The sequence below is a fragment of the Pedobacter sp. genome (assembly GCF_040513095.1).
Lineage (GTDB): Bacteria > Bacteroidota > Bacteroidia > Sphingobacteriales > Sphingobacteriaceae > Pedobacter.
Genome location: NZ_JBEVDX010000103.1, coordinates 1 through 20,253, shown reverse-complemented (window position 1 = coordinate 20,253; position 20,253 = coordinate 1). Strand labels below are relative to the sequence as shown.

The window sequence follows — 20,253 nt, the reverse complement described above, 5'->3', positions numbered from 1 at the left end:
ACTGTCCCCTAAAAAAAGGCTGGTGTATATAGGAATGCCTTCGAGCGTATTTCAGCGCTCGGCAGCATTCCTATATACACCAGCCTTTTTTTAATCCTTCCCTGATTAATCCTTCCCTGATTAATTCCTGCCGTATCAATCCTTGCCTGATCAATCCTTGCCTGATAATTCGTGCCTCATTAATCCTTGCCTGATTAATTCGTGCCTTATTAATCCATACCTGATTCATCCCAGCCTCTTTAATCCCTGTGATCCATACAGTCATCGTGCTTTTTCCCCCGTCTGCCTCATTTAACATTTCATAACAATTAGCAGGGCATATATTTCTGGATTTTAGAGAAATATTAAACCCTATATGAAGACTATTTTACTATTTTTATTGTTTTGCGGCCTGTTTTCCATACAGCAGGTCAGGGCCCAGAACGGGCCGAACTTCCAGAACGATACCGCGCGGGTCAACAAGTTTATCACAGCGCCGCTCGATGAAGTTCTGGATGAATTCGCCGCTACCTACAAGATCAGGTTTATCTTTGACCGTGCACAGCTACACAAGTACGGGGTAAGCGACCACTATTTTCAGGATAAAGTTAAGGACATCATCAGAGGCATCTGCCGTGCCAATGATATTTACTATGCCAAACAGCCCGACGGTACCTATTTCATTCTGGTAAAGCCGGAGGATATCACCAGGCTCAGACGCTTGCCTGCCAGTGCGATGAAACCAACAGTAGAAGGTAATGCAAAGCAAACCTTTACAGAGGAAACCGTTACAACAGCAGCTGCAAGCAAACCTGTGCGTACGAATTTTGCCCTTGCCGGCAGGATAACAGACAACTCAACCGGTGAATCGCTTCCTTCAGCATCTATCAAAATTAAAGGTACAAATATTACTGCGATCACTAATACTGACGGGTATTTTAACCTAAGCAATGTTCCTGCAGATACTTCAGTACTCATCGTCAGTTATTCGGGTTATCAGACCTCAGCCGAAAGGCTTACGCCCGGGAGAGCAGCGCAGAAACTGGTAATCTCAATGTTGCCAGCGGATAATGCACTTAACGAGGTAGTCATCAGCGGAGAGAAAAAAGATGGCGTAATGAATACTGATACCAGGAGAGTGAGTGTTGTACAGCTAACCCCAGCTAAATTGGCTGTACTGCCAAACATCGGAGAACGCGATATCCTGAGGGCTTTTCAGTTAATGCCCGGTATCAGCGGAAGCAATGAATCCTCCTCAGGTGCTTATGTCAGAGGGGGCACACCCGATCAGAACCTTGTCTTGTTCGATGGTTTTACAGTGTATCAGGTAGACCACCTGTACGGATTTTACAGTGCTTTTAATGTAAATGCCGTAAAGGATGTCCAGATGTACAAAGGCGGTTTCTCTGCTAAGTTTGGTGGCAGGTTATCCAGTGTCACGGATATAACAGGTAAAGACGGAAATAAAAAAACCGCGGGTTTTGGAGTAGACCTAAGTTTGCTCAGCGTCAACATCTATGGAGAAACCCCTGTCAATGATAAATCTTCCCTGTTATTTAGTTTAAGGAGATCCTATCAGGGACCACTTTATAATAAGATTTTCAACAAGCTTACCAATACTACAACGGCAACTGCCGGGGGTGGCGGTTTTGGCGGACCGGGCGGAAGAGGCGGTATGGCAAACTTCCAGACACAGGTGTCATCCTGGTTTTATGACCTCAACGGAAAATATACCTACACACCAGATGACAAGAATATTTTCTCCTTAAGTTTTTACAGTGGGAAGGACAAACTGGATAACAGTCATGATCTGGGGATTCCAGGTTCATTGTCAAGTTCAGTTAACAGCTCCAGCATCACGGATCTTACTACTTACGGGAATGTGGGTTCCAGTGCCAAATGGTCCAGAAGGTGGACAGACAAACTGTACTCCAATACGCTGGTTAGTTATTCCAATTTCTTCAGTCACCGCAACAGGGGAATGGAAAGTTCAATCACCGATTCTACCGGAAGTACTGTGAATACCAGCAACGGTACGGCTGAGAACAATAACCTGAGGGATGTAAGCGCAAAATCAGACTGGGAATGGAATATCTCCAACACAGGAAAAATCCTTTTTGGAGGGTATGCCACCAAACAGGAAGTGAAATATGACTACACCCAGAATGATACCACCAGACTGATTGATCAGAACAATAATGCACTTACTGTAGGTGGATATGCAGAGCTGGAACAAAATTTCGGCGCATTGAGGTTAACCCCTGGTGTTCGTTACACCAATTACAGCATTACCAACAAGAATTATATAGAACCACGCTTTTCGGCAAGCTATGCAATCAATGATAAACTGATGTTGAAAGCAGCAACAGGCCGGTTCTACCAGTTTACGAACAGGGTAGTGCGTGAAGACATACTTTCAGGCAGTAAAGATTTTTGGGTACTGGCCAATGGCGGCAGTATTCCGGTGCAAAGCGCCATACATTATATCCTCGGTGCCAGTTATGAAACCAACAAGTTCCTCTTCAGCATCGAGGGCTATTACAAAAGGCTGAATGACCTTACGGAATATTCACTGCGTCAGACTGGTACAGGAGGAGCAATGGGGCCAAATTCAGCGGTTACCCTGGAGCAAAACTTTTATAATGGAAAAGGATATGCAGAAGGAGTGGAGTTCCTGGTGCAGAAAAAAGTTGGTCAGTATACCGGATGGATTGGTTATACACTGGCAAAAGCATTTAACAAATTTGATGTGTACGGTACGGATTATTTCCCTGCCGCACAGGATGTCCGCAACGAATTTAAGTCGATCAACCTTTACCAGGAAGGCCGCTGGACATTTTCAGCTACCTGGATCTATGCGAGTGGTCGTCCGTACACAGCCCCGGTTGGCAGTTATACGATTAACAGGGCAGGCTCCGGAACAGAAACCTATTTCGTGGTCAGCGGAAAAAACACCGAGCGTTTCAAAGCTTACCACCGTCTGGATGCTGCGATCACGTACGACCTGATTAAAACCAGTACCAAGAAAGTCGGCAGTATCGGCTTCTCTTTCTTCAACATCTATAACCGGTCGAATACCTGGTACAGAGAGTATTCTATCCAGGGAAATCAGGTGATTTCTACTGATGTAAATTATTTGGGATTCACACCAAACCTAACGTTAAGCTTAAAATGGTAACTAACTATAAAAACATATTATTCAGCAGTATTGTTGTACTGCTGTTTCTCGCAGCAGCCTGCAAAAAGGACAGTTCATCAGCAGATTACAGTACTTTGCCTGTAGTAGAAGGGTACCTGATGCCCAATAAGATGGTAGAAGTAAAAGTTTCCCTGCAAAAGGCACTTGTGGATACGAATGCCTACGGCGTGGCAGTATCCGGACTGACTTTGACAATATCTGATGGTAGCAGTACAAAAACGCTGACCGAAGATAAAGCCGGGCACTATGTCCTTAACGACCTGACCTACATCAAAACCAATGGTTCATATACATTGGCTTTCAGTTACAATAATCTCCCGGTTTCTGCTACGACAGTCATACCAGGTAAACCTTCCGGTATCGTTACTTCCGCAGATACAGTTGTAATCCCTAAAATGACTTTTGGCAGTACAGAAACGGCATTTGTCCCGGTTTACATCGGCTGGAACAACCCAACTTCAGCTAACCACATTGTGGTTTTCAGGTACATGGAAACTTTTAAATCTTTAATTTCCAGTCGTTTTAACAGTGATACGATAAGTAGTGTAGAAGTCAATGCCGTAAAAGCAGCAAACTTTGAATTGACTGCCCGTACATTTAAGTATTATGGAAATTATAAAGTGATTGTGACAAGGGTGAATCAGGAATACCTTGATATGCTCAACAATACAAGCACATCTTCACAAAATTTAACAAATGCACCGACCAATGTTACAAATGGATTAGGTATTTTTACCGGAATGCAGTCCGATACGCTATCTAAAAGTTTGCTGGTAAAAGCGGAAGAGTAATTTTAATGATCATGAAGCGTTTTTCCAGGCTGATTTCGAATAAATATGTCATTTATGCCATCCATGTATTGTTCTGGATGCTGCTGATTTTTCCATTCTTATCTGGACCTTATCACCCTTCATATTTCGGACAGGTAAAATACAGGATAATCTTCAACAACAGTATGTTGATTATCCTGTTCTACTTCAATGCCTATTACTTATATCCTAAAGTTTTCAGGAGGAAAGGCTGGCCTGCTTATATCCTGAGTGTGTGCCTCTCCGTAGCGCTGCTCGTTTACGTTTCTTTTTATGTAGAAAAAACCTGGATGCCGGCTGATGAATTCTCCCGTTTTTCCCGGCGGCATCACCCTCGTTTTCCGGAAGGCGAACGCTTTGAATTTCGCGGGGGTAACCCTGGTGGTTTCCCTCGTCCAATGGGTCCTCCGAGAGGGATTTTCCCTTTTCCAATGTATCTTTTTATCATTGGAATCAGCTTTAGCTACCGGCTGATGACGGATCAGAATATCGAAGAAAAAAAACGGAAGGAGCAGGAGACGGAGACTTTGAAGACAGAGCTGGATTTCCTGCGTTCGCAGATCAGTCCGCATTTTATGTTTAATGTGCTCAATACACTGGTCGCAATGGCCAGAAAGAAGTCCGACTTAATGGAACCTTCGCTGATCCAGCTCTCTACTTTAATGCGGTACGTACTTCATGAAAGTAATTACAACAGGATCCCGCTGGATAAGGAAGTAGAATACTTAAAAAACTACATAGAATTGCAGTCGCTCCGTTTTGGTGACGACCTGAACCTGATCATGGAAATATCAAATGATACAGAAGGCTTTGAAATTGAACCCATGCTCCTGATCCCTTTCGTGGAAAATGCCTATAAACATGGCCTTGGAACGGGCAATGATGCCAGGCTGCTCATCCGTCTTCATATTGACCAGCTGCTTTCGAAACTTCATTTTACTGTAGAAAACGAAATTGCCCCATTGAATGACAGCAAAGACGCGAGCTCGGGGATAGGGCTGAAGAATGTCAGCCGTAGACTGGAATTACTATATAAAGATAAATACACCTTACAAACGATGGTAAATAATAATGTTTTTATTGCAGACCTTATAATTGAATTGAGATGATCCGTTGCCTGATAGTTGACGATGAACGTTTTGCAAGGGAGTTACTTGCCGATAATATTGGTTTGATTCCATTTCTTGAATTGGTTGCCAGCTGTAAAAACACAGGGGAAGCCATGAACGTAATGGCGACAGAACACATTGACCTGGTGTTTCTGGATATACAGATGCCCGGCTTATCCGGCATACAGTGGCTTGGGGCGGGACTGATTAACTCACCGATGGTGATCATGGTTACCGCATATGAGAACTATGCCCTCGACGGCTTTAATCTCAATGTGCTTGATTATGTAGTAAAGCCCGTGTCTTTCGATCGCTTTCTTAAGGCTGCAAACAAGGCAATGGAACTTTATCTGCTGAAGAATAAGCAGGCTCCTGCTTTAGCTGCTGAGCCCAATACCTTGTTTGTAAATTCTGACTATTCTCTGGTTAGGATCAATATGGATCATATTACGCACGTTGAGGGGCTTAAAGATTATGTGAAGATCTTCCAGCTCCACAGTGACAGGCCAATTATTCCGAGGCTTACCCTGCACTACATGGAAGCCAGGCTTCCGGCAAGTTCTTTTTTAAGGGTACACCGCTCTTATATCGTAGCGCTTGATAAGATCATCTCTATCAAAAGAAACCGTCTGTACCTGCCCGATGCGGATATTCCTTTTACAGATAATTACAGGCCACAGATCATGGAGTATATCGGGCAGCACAGTTAATGTCTGCCTGCTGATGCTCCATAATTATTACCGCTCCTCCAGCCAGCGCAGAAAAGCTGTGACTTTGTCTTTTGCGACCAGCAATTTATCTGCGGTAGGGATGAGCAGTTTCACAAAAAGCTTGCGTGCAAAATAATGTTCCACTTCGAGTACTGAATTAAAGTTGATCAGATACTGCCGGTTTAACCGGAAAAACTGCTTTGCGGATAACAGCTGATGAACTTCATCCAATGCAGAAGAGATAGGAAATTCTTCCTGGTCAAAATTAACGATAGTGGGCACTTCATCCCTGATATAGAAATAGGCAATCCGCTCTGTGGGAACAATCACATACTTGTTGTTTTTGAAGACCAGGAAACTCTTTTTACCATCGTTTTCGCCAATCCTGTTCATCAGCAGTTCAAGCTGCTGCGTTTCTTCATTATGCGTCTGAAAGAAATTCCTGATCCCTTCAACTTTTTCAAAAGCAGGGGCAATGGTTTCAATGGAGATGGGTTTAAGGATGTAGTCTATCCCGTTTGACTTAAAAGCTTCAATCGCATAATCATTGTATGCGGTACAAAATATAACAGGGGATATGACCTTCACGCGCTTAAAAATATCAAAGCATAAACCATCTGCCAGCTGCACATCCATGAAAATCAGATCAGGAGCAGAATTATCGGAAAGATACCTGACAGCCGTTTCTACACTCTGAATGGAACCCACAATTTTAGCATGAGGTTTTACGGTAGTAATTACTCTTGCTAAAGCTTTAGCGGTTTTTATTTCATCTTCAATGATTAGGATATTCATGGATCAGCGGGAGTTTAACTTTAAAAACGGCACCATTATTTTCAATCACAATTTTCCTGTTCAGCAGGTGCATATACCGCTGGTCAATATTCTCAAGGCCAAGCTGGGTAGAACTTTCCGGGTTCTTCCTCAGCTGCAGAGGGTTTTCAATTACCAGGTTTGCATTGGTAGTATACAGCCTGATATTTAAGGGTTGTTCCAGTGATACAATATTGTGTTTGATGCAGTTTTCTACAAGTAATTGCAAGGTGAACGGCGGTATAAGACTTTGGTTTAAAGAAGGGTGGATCTCAATAGCTAAACTAATCCCTTCCTCAAACCTGGCTTTGAGCAGGTAGATGTAAGCCTGCAGAATTGCCATTTCTTCGGTCAGTGTAATGAGGTCTGATTTGCGGTTGTCGAGTGTAGACCTATAAAAATCAGATAGCTTATTGATGAAATTAGCGGACTGTTCGTCCCCGATTTCTATCATGGATTTGAGGGTACTAAGGCTGTTAAAAAGAAAATGGGGGTTGATCTGCTGCTTAAGCAGTTCAAACTGGGCACCAAGGTTATCGGCTCTCGTCCGTTCCAGCTCTATAGCCATTAATTGCGTACGGTGACTCTGGTAGAGCAGGTGCAGGAACATATAAATCGTCAGATTGATCAGAATACCCCGGAACTGGTACATCATCAGCATCGATTTAAAATTATACGCCGGGAACAGCAGCTGGTGAACGCTTACCAGTAAAATCATGAACCCGATACCGAATAATAAACTGCACAACAGCCTGATAGTAAAGAATCCTCCCTCTGCAGCCTTATTCGAATATTTAGGTAAATTAAACAGATTTGCATACCAGATCAACAGTGAATAAACAAAAGCTATCGATGAATCAACCATCAGTTCCGTAAAGGTAATGTGCAGCTGAAGGATCTTCGGTACAGAGGCCAGGACACCGATAAACACTGAGCTGAGCCAGATCACACGGGGAGCAACCCTGAATACTTTTGCGAATCTGATATACCTGGCGGGACTGACCATTATGGCATTACTGAGGGTTGCTGTGCAAGAATATAACGTATGTGCTGATCATTCCCGGTAGTATCAGTTTTTAAAACAAGTTCCTTTCCTTCAAAACGCTGATAATGCGTTTTTATATTTCCAGCTTGTTCCCCGGTGGTTTTAATCATTTCCAAAGATAAGACCTTCCCCGGAATGCGTGCGCCAAACCAGTGGATATCTTCTTTTTGTTTCCATGTGATCATTGCCAGTACTTCGCCTGCATGCACAGGGTTACCAGCCTTAGTGGTATTCAGGGCAAGATCATTGCCATATAGGGTGGACATTGTACCTCTTGTTTGATTGATAGATGAGCTGATTACTTTTAGTCCCATTTTACTGAAATTGAAAGATGCAGGCAGAGCGGCATCCTCATTCATGAGATCAGCATCATCAGGATGTTTTGAGCAGGCTGCTGATAGCAGGATCAGGACAGGGAGCAGAATATTTATAGCTTTCATTGGTCTAGTGTTTAACAGGCAGGGTAAATACAAAATCATTTTTGCTCATGGGACGGTGGCAACTCACACATTCTGTAGCGAACATTTTCGTTTTGCCATAGGGAAGCATTTTGGGTGTTTTGAACCTTGCAAATCCCCATCCGGCAGTAGCCGCATACTTTTTATCTTCCTTGATCATATATTCTACCTGTTTGAAAGCCCCTGTTTTCACATTGCCCTCCTTGTCGGTAAGTTTATCCCAGGCAACTTTAGCGAAGATTGTACCGTTTGGCCAAGGACTGATATGATTCTCCCTGATTGCTTTGATGGCAATGTCATTTCCAAATACAACCCTCATGGTATTGTTATCAAAACGGTCTGATGTGGTGACTACCTGCCAGTTTTTATAGTCAGGGATAAACTCGATGCCGTTGGGGGCAACAGGAAGGTTTGTCTTGGGTGCTTCAGCGGCACCTTCAGTCCATTTACCGTATTGTTTATCCAGCGCATTTGTTTTACTGGTATCTGAGGGTTGGTTGTGCAGCATCTCCCTAAGATAGTTTTTCAGTACTGCCAGCTCTGCAGCCGAAACTTTAGTGCCTGAATGTACGATCTGGTAGGACTTAATAGGCATGGCACCCGCCTGAATCTGGTTAACGGCTTCCCATAACTTAGCAGCCTGCTCAGGTTTTCCCATTGCAGCCCATTCAGAAAAATTTAATCCCTCACGGCCTTTTCTAACGTCCTCAGCCACCATCCAGCTGACAGGTGCGATCTTATCAAACCACAATAAATTAGTCTCATCTGAATGACAATCGTAACAGGCTTTTTTAAGAATTGCCTTTACCTGCTGTGGTGCCTGGAAATCTCCTTTCACAGGAGGATTTTCAATTACAGGTCTGTTGATGAACTGAAGCAGGACCAAACATCCGGCAGCAGCTAGAATGACCGGGACAATGATTTTCTTTAACCGTGATTTTGGATAGGTACTCATTTCTTGTTTTTTATGTAAAGAAACGTTTATTCTATCCTCTCTCAAAGCAAGTTACGTTCAATCGGGCGAATGAGCAGGTGAATCCTCCAAAAAACAGGTTGAATTTTTATACTTTGATACCAAACTTATCTGCCAGCCTGTTTAACTTCCCCTGAATCCGCTGGTTCAGCTCTTTTTGTCCGTAACCAGCTGTTAGTTTATCAAGATTACTGAGCACATATAAACCCATGCGGATATTCTGTAATTGTGCCTGTTGATACCTGGGGTCTAATGATTCTATATAACTGAATTCCTGCGAAAGAAAGTCGGACGTATCCTTCGTCAGAATATTCGCTTCCTTCAGGTGACCAAGGGCATACAGGTTCTGAATAGTGCTGATCCTGCCAATGGTATCCCTGATGCTGTAGTTCCTGAGCGGCAATTCTTTCAGGCTTTTCTTCAGGATAAGATCTGCCTGGGCAGTTTTACCTTCAAGGATCAGGTTTGTACTGAGTGAATTGTTCATCGCCCAGGTACCGTTCATAAATGCGCGGGTCTGTGGATCCAGGTAGGCTGATTCCTTAAATCCTGAAAAATCCATTTGATTAAGTACGTGATCATACATAACATCCGTGTTTGTCCTGTCTGATTTGTCGCGCTCATCACCTGGCTCTACCTTAAAAGGGAGCAGGCGGTAGGCATATCCTTCCAGGTAAAGGTATTTATCAAGTCCGATATAAGTATCTTCAGAAACAGATGTCGCGAAGTAAACAGGCCTTTCCCAATTGTTATGGACCAGGATATCAAATATTGCTAAGTCGCCTTTGCTGGCATAAGATTTATTGAAAACCCATTCCATACTTTTTGCTGCCCTGGATCTTTCGGAATCTTTAATCGTATGAGTTCTTACCAGCTGATCAGTATCTACAGTAAGCTTCAGTTTTTTTGAAGGCAGGAAATTCATGTATGAGCCACCGCTCATTTGTACCTGGTCATCCCTGTTGTCCGAAGTCATCACTGCGAACAGGTCTTTGAGCTCCACACTGTCTGTCAGTCCATAATCTACATAGGGTAGATAATCCCTCGTTCCCTCTGCATATTGACTTTCAGTCATAGATACCGGGAGAGGCGCTGAGGCATTCATTCGTTTTTTCATCTGGTTGATGTATCCCGCATCCGGAAGAAACTGTACGCATAAAACACGTACGTCTGTTCTTATTCCTTCCACTTCCTGTGCATACCATAGGGGATAGGTATCGTTGTCGGCGTTGGTAAACAAGATCGCATTGGGTGCACAGGAATTAAGGTAGTTTTTTGCCCAGTCGCGCGCCGTAGTCTTACGCGATCTGTTGTGGTCATCCCAGCCTTGTGATCCCATCAGTGCAGGAACAGAAATACAAAGCAGCGCAGCCAACACTAGACTGAGTTTTGCACCTGCAAACCTGTCGGTTAGCTCTTTCAGCGCCAGCATTCCAAAACCGATAAAAATTGAAAATGCGTAGAACGATCCGATATAGGCATAATCACGTTCCCTTACCTGCAGCGGGTCCTGGTTCAGGTAAATGATAATTGCGATTCCTGTAAAAAAGAACAGGCTGAGCAATACCAGTGCCTCAGATTTATTCCTGCGGTAAAGCCAGATCAGGCCTGCGATTCCTAAAATCAGGGGAAGTCCATAATAGATATTGTGTCCTTCATTGGCAGTTACACTTTGCGGCAGGTCCTGCTGGTTACCAAGCCGTGCTGAATCAAGGGCTTTGATCCCGCTGATCCAGTTTCCGTTTTCAGTATCGCCCTGGCCTTCAAAATCATTCTGACGGCCGGCAAAATTCCACAGAAAGTAGCGCCAGTACATAAATCCAAGTTGCCAGGAGCTGAAGAATTGCAGGTTTTGGGCAAATGAAGGCGTTTCTCCTTCTGCCATATTCAGCCATTGGCGGTAGTATGCGGGGTGGTTTTCTTTCTGACTGTATGTTCTCGGGAAAAACAGGTTTTTATCGTAGGTATTTTTGTAGGTACTTCCGGAGATTTCGTACTGCGTTTTTCCTTTTCTGTAGGTGTGGCCGGTCTCCTTTTGGTCGATGGTTTTCGCATCAAAGGTATTTCCGTAAACCAAAGGAGTAGAGCCATAATTGATTCTGCCAAGATAACTGTACAGGGAAAAAGGGTTATCAGGATTACTTAAATTGATGTTTGTTTTTGCATCAGCCCTGATCAGGATCATAAAATAGGAGCTGAAGCCAAAGAGAAGAAAGACCAGGCAAAGCAGTCCCAGGTTTAAATTGTATTTATGTTTTTGGATAGAATACCGGATCGCCCATGTAGTAGACCCTGTGAAGACAAGCAGGAAGAAAATTGCCCCCGAGCCAAAACTTAATCCAAGTGTATTGACAAAGAAAAGGTCAGTTTCTGCAGCAAAAAGCACAAAATACTGGATAATCAGGAACTGTACCAGTCCCACAATCAGGCAGCCGGCCAATAATGCTTTCAGCGTTCCGATTGATGTGGGCTGAGCCGATTTTTTAAAATACCAGGCGAGGGTTACTGCAGGAATGGCAAGCAGGCTCAGTAAATGTACACCTGTCGATAATCCTACTATAAAAGCGATAAGTACCAGCCAGCGGTCGTTTTGCTGACTTTCCCATTTTAAAATAGCCCAGAAGGTAATTGCTGTAAATAAAGAGGACAGGGCATACACTTCGGCTTCTACCGCCGAGAACCAGAAGGTATCAGAGAACGTATACGCAAGGGCACCAATTGTTCCGGCAGCCATGATACTGAATGTTTTTGTACTTAGTTTTTCGCTCCTGTAGACTTTAGCCGCGATAGCAGTGATGGTCCAGAACAAAAATAATATAGTGGCTGCACTGGCAAGCACTGCACTGAAGTTAATCCAATAAGCAATTTTTGCGGTATTTCCCATTGCCAGCAGGCTGAACATCCTGCCGATCATTAAAAACAGGGGCGCTCCGGGTTGATGTCCCACCTGTAATTTGGAGGAAGTAGCGATGAATTCGCCGCAATCCCAGAAACTTACTGTAGGTTCCATTGTGAGCCAATAGGTCATCAGTGCTATAAGCGAAACTGTTAAACCCATAATTGTATTTATCCGCTGATAACGTTGTTTCTCCTGCGGCGTATTAATCATTTCTGCAAACTCCGTATGGATGAACTCTTTCACATGCTTCATTTTAAAGGTTCCTGGTTTTTGTTCCAGGGCGCTCAGAATATGATCGTATACTTCATCAAAGGAGTTGTCCAGCACTGTTACCTGGAGGAGATGCTGGCGGACATCAAGCTGCTGCTGTGCGGTGAGTTTCATGACAATTTGGAATTAAGGCTGAGCAATAGTTCTAGATTGCCGATGAAACTTTTAGCTTCCTGCAGTTTTGTTTCCACAGCTACCTGACCTTCTTTGGTGAGTGCATAGTATTTCCGTACACGGTTGTCAACCATTTCTGTACTGGTGCTGAGCATACCTTCAGCTTCCATCTTATGCAGGGATGGGTACATTGATCCCTCAGTAAGCACTATTTCACCGTTGGTGATTTCCTTCACCTTTTGGGTGATCTCATAGCCATACATTTTCTCGTTTTCCTGCAATAACTTCAGAATGATAGTTTGCAGGCTTCCTTTTAACATACCGTTTGCTGTACTCATAATACAAATGTATAATTTTCCTACATACATTGGAAAACTATGTATTATATTTTTTGATATTATCTTTTGACAGGCCGATTTAGCCGGCAGAATGTAATATACTGATCCTTATTGTCATAAAAGAAGAACGCAAATGGTTATGATTGTATTTGATTAGCGGACAATCTCAGAAAAGTGTTGTGAAGATCAGTTTTAAGCCCTGAAAAGATTGGGGGCGATGGAGGTCTGTTTTCTGAAGAAATTGGAGAAATGCGCCAGTTGTTCAAAGCCCAGGCAATAGGCAATCTCTGAGATGTTCCAATCTGTTTGTTTCAACAGGATCTTAGCTTCCTGTGTGATTCTTGAGCTGATAATTTCAGTCGTAGTTTTGCCAGTATTCTCTTTCAGCACCTTATTGAGGTGATTCACATGGACTGACAGGCGGTCGGCATAGTCCTTTGCAGTACGCAGTGCAAGTTTTTGGTTTTGTGATTCGATTGGGAACTGCCGTTCAAGCAGTTCGATAAACAAAGAAGAAACACGTGCGGAGGCATTGTGTGTAGGATACAAAGACGATGCTGGCTGGAGCTTCTGCCCGTAATGAATTACTTCAAGTACGTAATTTCTCAGCAGGTCATATTTATATGCATAATCTGAAGATAGCTCTTTACGCATTTTGTTGAAGATCAGCGTTAGTTCTTCTGATTCCTCGTCAGTCACCTGAAATACAGGATATCCTCCCGGCTGAAAAATTGGAAGATCTTCCAATACTACGCCACTTTTATTTTTGATTAAAAACTCGTCGGTAAAGATACAAAACTGGCCTTTCTGGTTTTCTTCCTGCGGCAGCCAGTTGTATGGAATTTTCGGGGTCGCAAAAATCAATGCATTTTTTTCTATATCAATTACCTTATCAGCATATTCCGCAATATTTTTACCACTGATCAGACCTATCTTGTAATATGCTCTTCTGTTATAGGGCATTACAGGCTTTTCGTTGGTCCCCTTACCGATCAGCTCCTCATTCCTGAAGATGTTGAAATGGCCGATTTCCTTTGAAAGGCCTTCCGGGATAATTGTGGATATGGATTGATAAAATTCTTCGACCGAGATGATTTCCATAAGCTTTGCATTTGCGAAAATCAAATATAAAGAATAATCGGAATGTTATCCGTAATAACAAAGATACGCTACGTCCTCATCACACGATACATCAAATGATACCCCTGAGGGAACATCAAATTCTTCCTGTGCCTTATACTTCGTATAAGAGCTGCCTTCAAGTTTCAGGCTTAAAATTCCCGAGATAATGACCATTTTTTCTGGTGAAGAGGTAGAAAATGTGTAGTTACCCTTTTTCATTACGCCAACTGTAGCACTTCCTTTTTCTGTTTCCAGGCCCAGGCTTTGAACTTTACCTGCGAAATATACATTGTGGTTTACGGTCTCTTCTTCTTCAGAAATGTTGATAGGATTACTCATGGTTTTCAGTTTTCCGGATGATTTTAAAAACCAAAAATAACTTTTTTATCAGAAAAGTGCTGAGATATCTTTAAAAACTTGGAGTCTGCACTAAAATTTGTTAGGATCCGGGATTCCGGATAAGAGATCCGTGATTTTAGCTACATTATAACGACTGCCTTTCCTGACATTTGTGAGATCAATCATTTATTTATATGGAAATCAAAGGAAAAGTAATCGCAATTACAGGGGCAAGCAGTGGGATAGGAGAGGCAACAGCACTTATGCTTGCTGGCATGGGTGCCAAAGTTGTCCTTGGCGCGCGGAGAGAGGACCGCCTTAGAAGTTTAGTCGACAGGATTGTAACCGGGGGCGGGGAGGCTGTATCTTCAGTGACAGATGTGAAACGTCCTGCGGATCTGAATAGCCTGATTAAACTTGCCATGGAGGAGTATGGCAGACTTGATGTTATGATTAACAATGCCGGAATAAGTAAATTATCCCGTATAGATGCACTGGATGTGGACGGCTGGGAAGAAATGATAGACGTTAACCTCAAAGGAGTTTTGTATGGTATCGCTGCCGCTTTACCAGTATTTAAACAGCAGGGATCTGGTCATGTCATTAATATTATATCTACATCGGGTATAAAGATAGTACCCATCCAGGGAGTTTATGCTGCAACAAAAAACGCAGTCAGGACGATCAGCGAAGCTTTAAGGCAGGAATCAAATGGTGCTTACCGTGTTACAGGGATTTCACCAGGTTATATACAAACCGAACTTGTGGATGGAATAGAAGATCCTGATCTGAAAGCTGCAGCAAAAGAGAGGATGTCTTCGCTGGGAATCTCTCCGGATGCCATTGCCAGTGCTGTTGCTTTCGCAATCGGGCAACCCTCTTCTGTTGATGTTGGTGATATAGTCGTTCGGCCTGCAGCACAGGATTAATTTGTAAATTGCAGCTATGTCTGGTACTCCGGTAATAACAATTGATAGCATTTCAGCGCTTGCCCGCCGGTTAGATCTGCCAAAGCCGCTACACCCGATGGTAGCCCTGGTGAATTATGATCATGTAAAGGTTAAACTTACAGATGCAGGATCTAAGATTTCATTAAATTTTTATAAGATATCCTTTAAGACCAGTTTTACAGGACGTGTGAAATATGGGCAGGGTTATTATGATTTTGAGGAAGGAGGACTTGCATTTTTGTCGCCAAACCAGATCGTCACCATGTCTGCTGAAGCAGGCGGGTATGAAGGATATGCGCTGTATTTTCATCCGGACCTGATCAGGGGGTATCCTCTTGCCGGGCTTATCCATCAATACGGTTTCTTTGCCTATGGTGTGTCCGAAGCTTTATATCTTTCAGACAAAGAGAGAAGAGTAATCAGTTCATTATTTGAAGCCATCGAAACTGAACTTCAGCATGATACTGACCATTTCAGTCAGGATGTACTGGTTGCTCAGCTCGAGCTCTTGTTAACATACAGTAACCGTTACTACAACAGGCAGTTTATTACCAGGAAAGTGATCTATAATGATATGATTGACCGCATGAACAAGTATCTTGATGACCGTTTTGATGCGGAGAAGTCGCTGATGAGCGGATTGCCCTCTGTGCAGGATCTTGCAGATCATCTGCTTATTTCTGCCCGTTACCTCACGGATATGCTGAAATCGCTCACAGGGCAGAGCGCGCAGCAGCATATTCATAATAAACTGATAGAAAGAGCAAAAAATATCTTGTCTGTCAGCGACCGGAGTATCGCCGAGATTGCATATGACCTGGGGTTTGAGCATCCGCAATCCTTTAACAAATTATTTAAGCAAAAAACAAATATGTCACCTTCAGAATTCAGAAAGTCTTTTGATATCTGATAAAGGTTCATAAATTTACAGGTGGCGCAGCCGGTACCAATTGGAAGCGCTGATCATATGAAAAAACAACATGATTATAAGTTATCTCTGAAATGGAAGGGCAACCTTGGTGAGGGTACACTGAGTTACAGGTCTTATACGAGAGCATACTCCGTTCATATTGACGGTAAACCTGACCTCGAAGGTTCTTCAGATCCGTATTTTCGCGGAGATCAGAGCAAGCACAACCCCGAAGATATGCTTATTGCATCTTTAAGTGCCTGTCACATGTTATCCTATCTGCATGTCTGTGCCGTTGGAGGTGTGGTTGTAGTAGATTATATTGATAATGCCACTGGTCTGATGGAAACCACCCCGGATGGTTCGGGACGTTTTGTAGAGGTGACATTAAACCCTATAGTCACTGTCGCGGACGCCAGCATGATTACCAAAGCCAACGAATTTCATGCGAAAGCGAATCAGTTGTGCTTTATTGCAAATTCAGTTAATTTTCCTGTTAAGCATGTGCCGGAAGCAAGGGTAAAATTAAACGTAACTTTCAAAGTTTAACTCAGCGCCTGACATTCCGGAGCCAGGCGCTTTTGATTTATATCTTCACATCTTCCATTCCATACTGCTTCAGAACATCCTGGGGCACGCCTTCCCATCTGTTGGGCTGGTTGCCGGCATAGCCGATGTCTTTTACTCCAATCTCACTGGTAAAAAACCCGGATGCTGTTAAATCTCTCATCAGGTTGAAAAAAGCAACCCCCTGCATCATCTCAGGTTTTGCTTTTCTAGGATATGCGATTTCATCGATCAGACTCAGCTGCTGCGCTGCCTGGGTCTTGATAAATGGATGTTGAAACCTGTTGTAACTCTGGATATCCAGCCATTTCAATCCACCACGCATGGGCGTCTGGTGTTTAGGCATGTCTTTTACGATGAATTCTATAAAGTCCGGCACTTTCGCATCCGTGGCGCTGCCCGACTTCTCATCTTTGGGAATAATGATATCTGCTAAAACAGCAATGGTAGCCATTTCATGTTCGTTGAAGAACTTCGCCTCTTTCAGTGCTTTATCTCTTTCTACTTCAAAATCCTGTCTTCCAGGTTGAGCAGTACTTTCTTTTTTTACTGCTGCTTCTTTTGTTTCCTGTCCTGGTTTACAGGCTTCCAGTAATATTCCTGTACTTACTGCGGTGAGGCCTAAAGCCTTTAATGATTCCCGTCTGTTCATACTTTATGTCTGATTAATTAGCTAAGGTTTACTTTTTTCTTTTGCGCAAGGATATATTCTGCAGTCCGCATAGACAAAGCAAGAATAGTCCAGGTTGCGTTTTTATCTCCCTGCTGTACAAATGGTCCGGCATCTACAACAAACAGATTCTGGCAGTCGTGCGCCTGGCACCATTTATTCAATGCTGATTTCTTTGGGTCATTGCCCATTCTTACGGTACCAACTTCGTGGATGATTTTTCCGGGCGCTTCCAATCCGTAGCTGGTTTCTGCCCCGGGCAAGTCGCTGGTAATGATCGCACCCATATTGTGCATGATCTCTTTAAAGGTTTCCTGCATATGTTTAGCCTGCTTCACTTCGTCGGGAGCCCATTTGTAATTGAACCTCAGTACGGGGATACCGTATTTGTCGACCACCGAAGGATCAATTTCACAGTAATTACTCTCTCTTGCTATTGCAGTACCGCGGCCGGCCATTCCTACATTCGTACCAAAGAAACGTCTGTAATCATCCTTAAGTGAAGCACCATAACCTCCGGCTTCCTTCATTTTTCCGTCTTTTCCCGGTACCAGTCCGTTGACATTCTGGATAGACGAACCGATCCCATAACCCGGCATGTGAAGGCCGCCACCATATTCAATATGGTAACCTCTTGGGAAATCCAGTTTTTTGTTATCCAGCCACCATGGCGAATAGATATGTACACTGCCTACGCCATCCTCATTGTATCGTTTGCGGTCCATTAACTGTGGTAAAAATCCACTTAAACTGGCACCCGTAGAATCATGAAGATATTTCCCAACGATACCGCTGCTGTTGGCTATACCATCGGGATGTGCTGCCGATCTTGAATTCAGCAACAGCCTGGCAGATTCGCAGGCGCTGGCTCCCAAAATAACGATTTTACCTTTTACCTCGTATTCCTGCAGATCTTTGGTATTTACATAGGATACACCTGTGGCGAGCCCGCTTTTATCAGTTAATACTTCTCTTACCATAGCATTGGTAATCACGGTCAGGTTACCTGTTTCGATGGCCGGGATTACCAGACAAGAAGATGAGGAGAAGTCTGCGTAAACTTTACACGATCTTCCGCACTGTCCGCAAAAGAAACATGCACCCCTTGCATTATTTCCGGGCAAAGCCTCCGTTAAGACGGACCCTCTGCCGGGTATAACGGTTACTCCGGCTTTCTGAGCACCTTTTTTTATAAATAATTCGTGAAGCCTTGGTTTTGGAGGGGGCAGAAAGATTCCGTCAGGTTCATTTTCTATACCTTCGGCTGTTCCGTAAACTCCAATTAAGCGGTCTACCTTATCATAAAAAGGTTTTAGCTCCTCATACGTAAAGGGCCAGCTATCGGTAAGTCCATCTTTACACTGAAAGTCATCCGGACCCATTCTCAAGGATATTCTTCCCCAGTGATTGGTTCTTCCGCCAAGCATTCTTGAACGGAACCATGCAAATTCTGAATTGTTTTTTTGTGTATAAGGTTCACCCTCCAATTCCCAGCCTCCGTAAGCGGCATCAAAATCGCCGAATGGGCGGGTAGTACTGGCTCCGCGCCTGGGTGATTCCCATGGCCATTTGAGTTGCAGGGCGTCTGTTCTTGGGTCAAAATGGGCACCTGCTTCGAGCATGAGTACTTTTTGCCCGGCGTGTGCAAGTACATAGGCAGCCATACCGCCACCTGCACCTGAACCTACAATAATTGCATCGTATTCAACGGTTGATTTTTTAATCTGAAATTCGTTCATCCTTAATTCGGGTTATTCAGTCTCTACATTTGGTCTTGATATCCCTAATGTAGAATTAAAATTGAAAACCCGGCGACTATTTTTATAACATTCTTGTTGTAACATTCCTGAGCCTGCAGCTTGTAATCTATACTCTGAATAAATTAAATATCTTTGATTCAGTATCACAGCTAATTTGAACTTTATATACTATGCGTGGATTTTTGATATTTTGTATTGCTATTGTTTTGTCTGGTAAAATATATGGGCAAACCTCAGCACACATTTTTGACGTTAAAGCGTATGGGGCAACCGGCGACGGTAAAACCCAGGATACTGATGCGATCAATAAGGCAATAGCTGCAGCTGCAAAAGCAGGCGGGGGTACGGTATTCTTTCCCGCCGGTAACTATGCTTCCTATTCTGTCCATCTGAAAAGCCATGTTAGTCTATACCTTGATCAGGGAGCGGTACTGCTCGCTGCTGCTTACCGGCCTGATGGCAAAAATTACGACGCCCCTGAGCCTAATGAATGGGGTGATAGAAAATATCAGGATTTCGGGCACAGCCACTTTCATAACAGTTTGATATGGGGCGAGAACCTGGAAGATATCTCTATACTGGGGCCGGGGATGATTAATGGTAAAGGGTTGACGCGGGAGACGCCAACTTATATCGGAGAGGGCAATAAGGCGATTGCGCTTAAACTCTGCCGCAATGTGACACTGAAAGACTTTACTATTTACCTTGGCGGGCATTTTGGAATTCTCGCTACGGGTGTAGATAATTTTACCATAGAAAATATAAAGGCTGATACGAACCGGGACGGTATGGATATTGATGGCTGTCATAATGTTAGAATAGCGAACTGCACAATTAACTCCCCCTGGGATGATGCCATTTGTATCAAAAGCTCTTACGCCCTGGGTTATCCCCGTTCGGTTGAAAACCTGACTATCACAGGTTGCCAGGTAAGCGGATTTGATCTCGGTACATTTCTGGATGGCAGTTTTAAAAAAGAGCAGTCTGCATTGGTCCCTGATCATGAAGGGCCTACAGGACGGATTAAATTAGGTACAGAAAGCAATGGAGGATTTAAAAATATCGTTATTGCCGACTGTATATTTGTTCATTCCCGTGGTCTGGCGCTCGAAACTGTTGACGGTGCTTTGCTTGAAGATATAGTCATCAATAATATTACTATGCGCGATCTGACCAACAGTCCATTCTTTCTGAGATTGGGTGCACGCATGCGCGGGCC

At 43.5% G+C, this 20,253-nt stretch carries 18 protein-coding genes; 8 read left to right on the top strand and 10 right to left on the bottom strand.

What is annotated here, in order from left to right; translation table 11 throughout:
- The first annotated feature begins 355 nt into the window (after nucleotides 1-355).
- Genes ABWY16_RS12515 through ABWY16_RS12500 form a run of 4 tightly spaced genes read left to right on the top strand, consistent with a single transcriptional unit; the run spans nucleotide 356 to nucleotide 5,806 of the window.
- Nucleotides 356-3,157: a TonB-dependent receptor gene (locus ABWY16_RS12515; RefSeq protein WP_353904982.1), complete on the top strand. Its 2,802-nt coding sequence runs from the start codon at nucleotides 356-358 to the stop codon at nucleotides 3,155-3,157.
- The gene (locus ABWY16_RS12510) at nucleotides 3,151-3,969 is read left to right on the top strand and encodes a DUF4249 domain-containing protein (RefSeq protein ID WP_353904981.1); all 819 of its coding nucleotides are present in this window, start codon (nucleotides 3,151-3,153) and stop codon (nucleotides 3,967-3,969) included. The genes ABWY16_RS12515 and ABWY16_RS12510 overlap by 7 nt, the downstream gene beginning before the upstream one ends.
- Nucleotides 3,970-3,980: 11 nt before the next feature.
- Nucleotides 3,981-5,096 (top strand): sensor histidine kinase, encoded by a 1,116-nt coding sequence (locus ABWY16_RS12505; RefSeq protein WP_353904980.1) that lies wholly within the window; start codon nucleotides 3,981-3,983, stop codon nucleotides 5,094-5,096.
- A complete protein-coding gene (locus ABWY16_RS12500; protein ID WP_353904979.1) occupies nucleotides 5,093-5,806 on the top strand; it encodes a LytR/AlgR family response regulator transcription factor in 714 nt (237 codons plus the stop codon). The genes ABWY16_RS12505 and ABWY16_RS12500 overlap by 4 nt, the downstream gene beginning before the upstream one ends.
- Before the next feature lie 27 nt (nucleotides 5,807-5,833).
- Here ABWY16_RS12500 and ABWY16_RS12495 read toward each other — a convergent pair whose 3' ends face one another.
- The 8 genes from ABWY16_RS12495 to ppnP form a co-directional block, all read right to left on the bottom strand.
- Nucleotides 5,834-6,601 carry a LytR/AlgR family response regulator transcription factor gene (locus ABWY16_RS12495; protein WP_353904978.1) on the bottom strand — a complete coding sequence of 256 codons (768 nt, stop codon included), beginning with the start codon at nucleotides 6,599-6,601 and terminating at the stop codon, nucleotides 5,834-5,836.
- Nucleotides 6,582-7,625, bottom strand: coding sequence for a sensor histidine kinase (locus tag ABWY16_RS12490; protein ID WP_353904977.1), 1,044 nt, complete (start codon nucleotides 7,623-7,625; stop codon nucleotides 6,582-6,584). The genes ABWY16_RS12495 and ABWY16_RS12490 overlap by 20 nt, the downstream gene beginning before the upstream one ends.
- A complete protein-coding gene (locus ABWY16_RS12485; RefSeq protein ID WP_353904976.1) occupies nucleotides 7,625-8,104 on the bottom strand; it encodes a hypothetical protein in 480 nt (159 codons plus the stop codon). The genes ABWY16_RS12490 and ABWY16_RS12485 overlap by 1 nt, the downstream gene beginning before the upstream one ends.
- Before the next feature lie 4 nt (nucleotides 8,105-8,108).
- Nucleotides 8,109-9,077 carry a heme-binding domain-containing protein gene (locus ABWY16_RS12480; RefSeq protein ID WP_353904975.1) on the bottom strand — a complete coding sequence of 323 codons (969 nt, stop codon included), beginning with the start codon at nucleotides 9,075-9,077 and terminating at the stop codon, nucleotides 8,109-8,111.
- Nucleotides 9,078-9,183: 106 nt separating this feature from the next.
- Entirely contained in the window at nucleotides 9,184-12,378 is a 3,195-nt protein-coding gene (locus ABWY16_RS12475) for a glycosyltransferase family 117 protein (protein WP_353904974.1), read from the bottom strand.
- A complete protein-coding gene (locus tag ABWY16_RS12470) occupies nucleotides 12,375-12,716 on the bottom strand; it encodes a PadR family transcriptional regulator (protein WP_353904973.1) in 342 nt (113 codons plus the stop codon). Before ABWY16_RS12470 ends, ABWY16_RS12475 begins: the two co-directional genes overlap by 4 nt.
- Nucleotides 12,717-12,908: 192 nt before the next feature.
- Complete coding sequence (locus ABWY16_RS12465) at nucleotides 12,909-13,817, bottom strand: helix-turn-helix domain-containing protein (protein ID WP_353904972.1); 909 nt, start codon at nucleotides 13,815-13,817, stop codon at nucleotides 12,909-12,911.
- Between the two features lie 45 nt (nucleotides 13,818-13,862).
- Entirely contained in the window at nucleotides 13,863-14,177 is a 315-nt protein-coding gene (gene ppnP, locus ABWY16_RS12460; protein WP_353904971.1) for a pyrimidine/purine nucleoside phosphorylase, read from the bottom strand.
- Nucleotides 14,178-14,371: 194 nt separating this feature from the next.
- Here ppnP and ABWY16_RS12455 point away from each other — a divergent pair, with 194 nt between their 5' ends.
- The 3 genes from ABWY16_RS12455 to ABWY16_RS12445 are packed head-to-tail and all read left to right on the top strand — an operon-like array spanning nucleotide 14,372 to nucleotide 16,586.
- A complete protein-coding gene (locus tag ABWY16_RS12455) occupies nucleotides 14,372-15,106 on the top strand; it encodes an SDR family oxidoreductase (protein WP_353904970.1) in 735 nt (244 codons plus the stop codon).
- Between the two features lie 16 nt (nucleotides 15,107-15,122).
- Nucleotides 15,123-16,037, top strand: a complete 915-nt coding sequence (locus tag ABWY16_RS12450; RefSeq protein WP_353904969.1) for a helix-turn-helix domain-containing protein — start codon at nucleotides 15,123-15,125, stop codon at nucleotides 16,035-16,037.
- A gap of 57 nt (nucleotides 16,038-16,094) precedes the next feature.
- Nucleotides 16,095-16,586 (top strand): OsmC family protein, encoded by a 492-nt coding sequence (locus tag ABWY16_RS12445; RefSeq protein WP_353904968.1) that lies wholly within the window; start codon nucleotides 16,095-16,097, stop codon nucleotides 16,584-16,586.
- Nucleotides 16,587-16,623: 37 nt separating this feature from the next.
- Here ABWY16_RS12445 and ABWY16_RS12440 read toward each other — a convergent pair whose 3' ends face one another.
- Both ABWY16_RS12440 and ABWY16_RS12435 read right to left on the bottom strand, forming a co-directional pair.
- Nucleotides 16,624-17,256 carry a gluconate 2-dehydrogenase subunit 3 family protein gene (locus ABWY16_RS12440; RefSeq protein WP_353904967.1) on the bottom strand — a complete coding sequence of 211 codons (633 nt, stop codon included), beginning with the start codon at nucleotides 17,254-17,256 and terminating at the stop codon, nucleotides 16,624-16,626.
- Nucleotides 17,257-17,273: 17 nt separating this feature from the next.
- On the bottom strand, nucleotides 17,274-19,013 hold the full coding sequence (locus ABWY16_RS12435) for a GMC family oxidoreductase (RefSeq protein WP_353904966.1): 1,740 nt from the start codon (nucleotides 19,011-19,013) through the stop codon (nucleotides 17,274-17,276).
- 191 nt (nucleotides 19,014-19,204) lie between these two features.
- On the opposite strand from ABWY16_RS12435, the gene ABWY16_RS12430 reads away from it, so the two are divergent.
- Nucleotides 19,205-20,253 (top strand): rhamnogalacturonidase (locus tag ABWY16_RS12430; protein ID WP_353904965.1); only part of this gene is annotated, 1,049 nt, incomplete at its 3' end.

Excerpts from the sequence above, each read along its gene's own strand:
- ABWY16_RS12515 (WP_353904982.1), top strand. The coding sequence starts at position 356 with ATGAAGACTATTTTACTATTTTTATTGTTTTGCGGCCTGTTTTCCATA.
- ABWY16_RS12510 (WP_353904981.1), top strand. The coding sequence starts at position 3,151 with ATGGTAACTAACTATAAAAACATATTATTCAGCAGTATTGTTGTACTG.
- ABWY16_RS12505 (WP_353904980.1), top strand. The coding sequence starts at position 3,981 with ATGAAGCGTTTTTCCAGGCTGATTTCGAATAAATATGTCATTTATGCC.
- ABWY16_RS12500 (WP_353904979.1), top strand. The coding sequence starts at position 5,093 with ATGATCCGTTGCCTGATAGTTGACGATGAACGTTTTGCAAGGGAGTTA.
- ABWY16_RS12495 (WP_353904978.1), bottom strand. The coding sequence starts at position 6,601 with ATGAATATCCTAATCATTGAAGATGAAATAAAAACCGCTAAAGCTTTA.
- ABWY16_RS12490 (WP_353904977.1), bottom strand. The coding sequence starts at position 7,625 with ATGGTCAGTCCCGCCAGGTATATCAGATTCGCAAAAGTATTCAGGGTT.
- ABWY16_RS12485 (WP_353904976.1), bottom strand. The coding sequence starts at position 8,104 with ATGAAAGCTATAAATATTCTGCTCCCTGTCCTGATCCTGCTATCAGCA.
- ABWY16_RS12480 (WP_353904975.1), bottom strand. The coding sequence starts at position 9,077 with ATGAGTACCTATCCAAAATCACGGTTAAAGAAAATCATTGTCCCGGTC.
- ABWY16_RS12475 (WP_353904974.1), bottom strand. The coding sequence starts at position 12,378 with ATGAAACTCACCGCACAGCAGCAGCTTGATGTCCGCCAGCATCTCCTC.
- ABWY16_RS12470 (WP_353904973.1), bottom strand. The coding sequence starts at position 12,716 with ATGAGTACAGCAAACGGTATGTTAAAAGGAAGCCTGCAAACTATCATT.
- ABWY16_RS12465 (WP_353904972.1), bottom strand. The coding sequence starts at position 13,817 with ATGGAAATCATCTCGGTCGAAGAATTTTATCAATCCATATCCACAATT.
- ppnP (WP_353904971.1), bottom strand. The coding sequence starts at position 14,177 with ATGAGTAATCCTATCAACATTTCTGAAGAAGAAGAGACCGTAAACCAC.
- ABWY16_RS12455 (WP_353904970.1), top strand. The coding sequence starts at position 14,372 with ATGGAAATCAAAGGAAAAGTAATCGCAATTACAGGGGCAAGCAGTGGG.
- ABWY16_RS12450 (WP_353904969.1), top strand. The coding sequence starts at position 15,123 with ATGTCTGGTACTCCGGTAATAACAATTGATAGCATTTCAGCGCTTGCC.
- ABWY16_RS12445 (WP_353904968.1), top strand. The coding sequence starts at position 16,095 with ATGAAAAAACAACATGATTATAAGTTATCTCTGAAATGGAAGGGCAAC.
- ABWY16_RS12440 (WP_353904967.1), bottom strand. The coding sequence starts at position 17,256 with ATGAACAGACGGGAATCATTAAAGGCTTTAGGCCTCACCGCAGTAAGT.
- ABWY16_RS12435 (WP_353904966.1), bottom strand. The coding sequence starts at position 19,013 with ATGAACGAATTTCAGATTAAAAAATCAACCGTTGAATACGATGCAATT.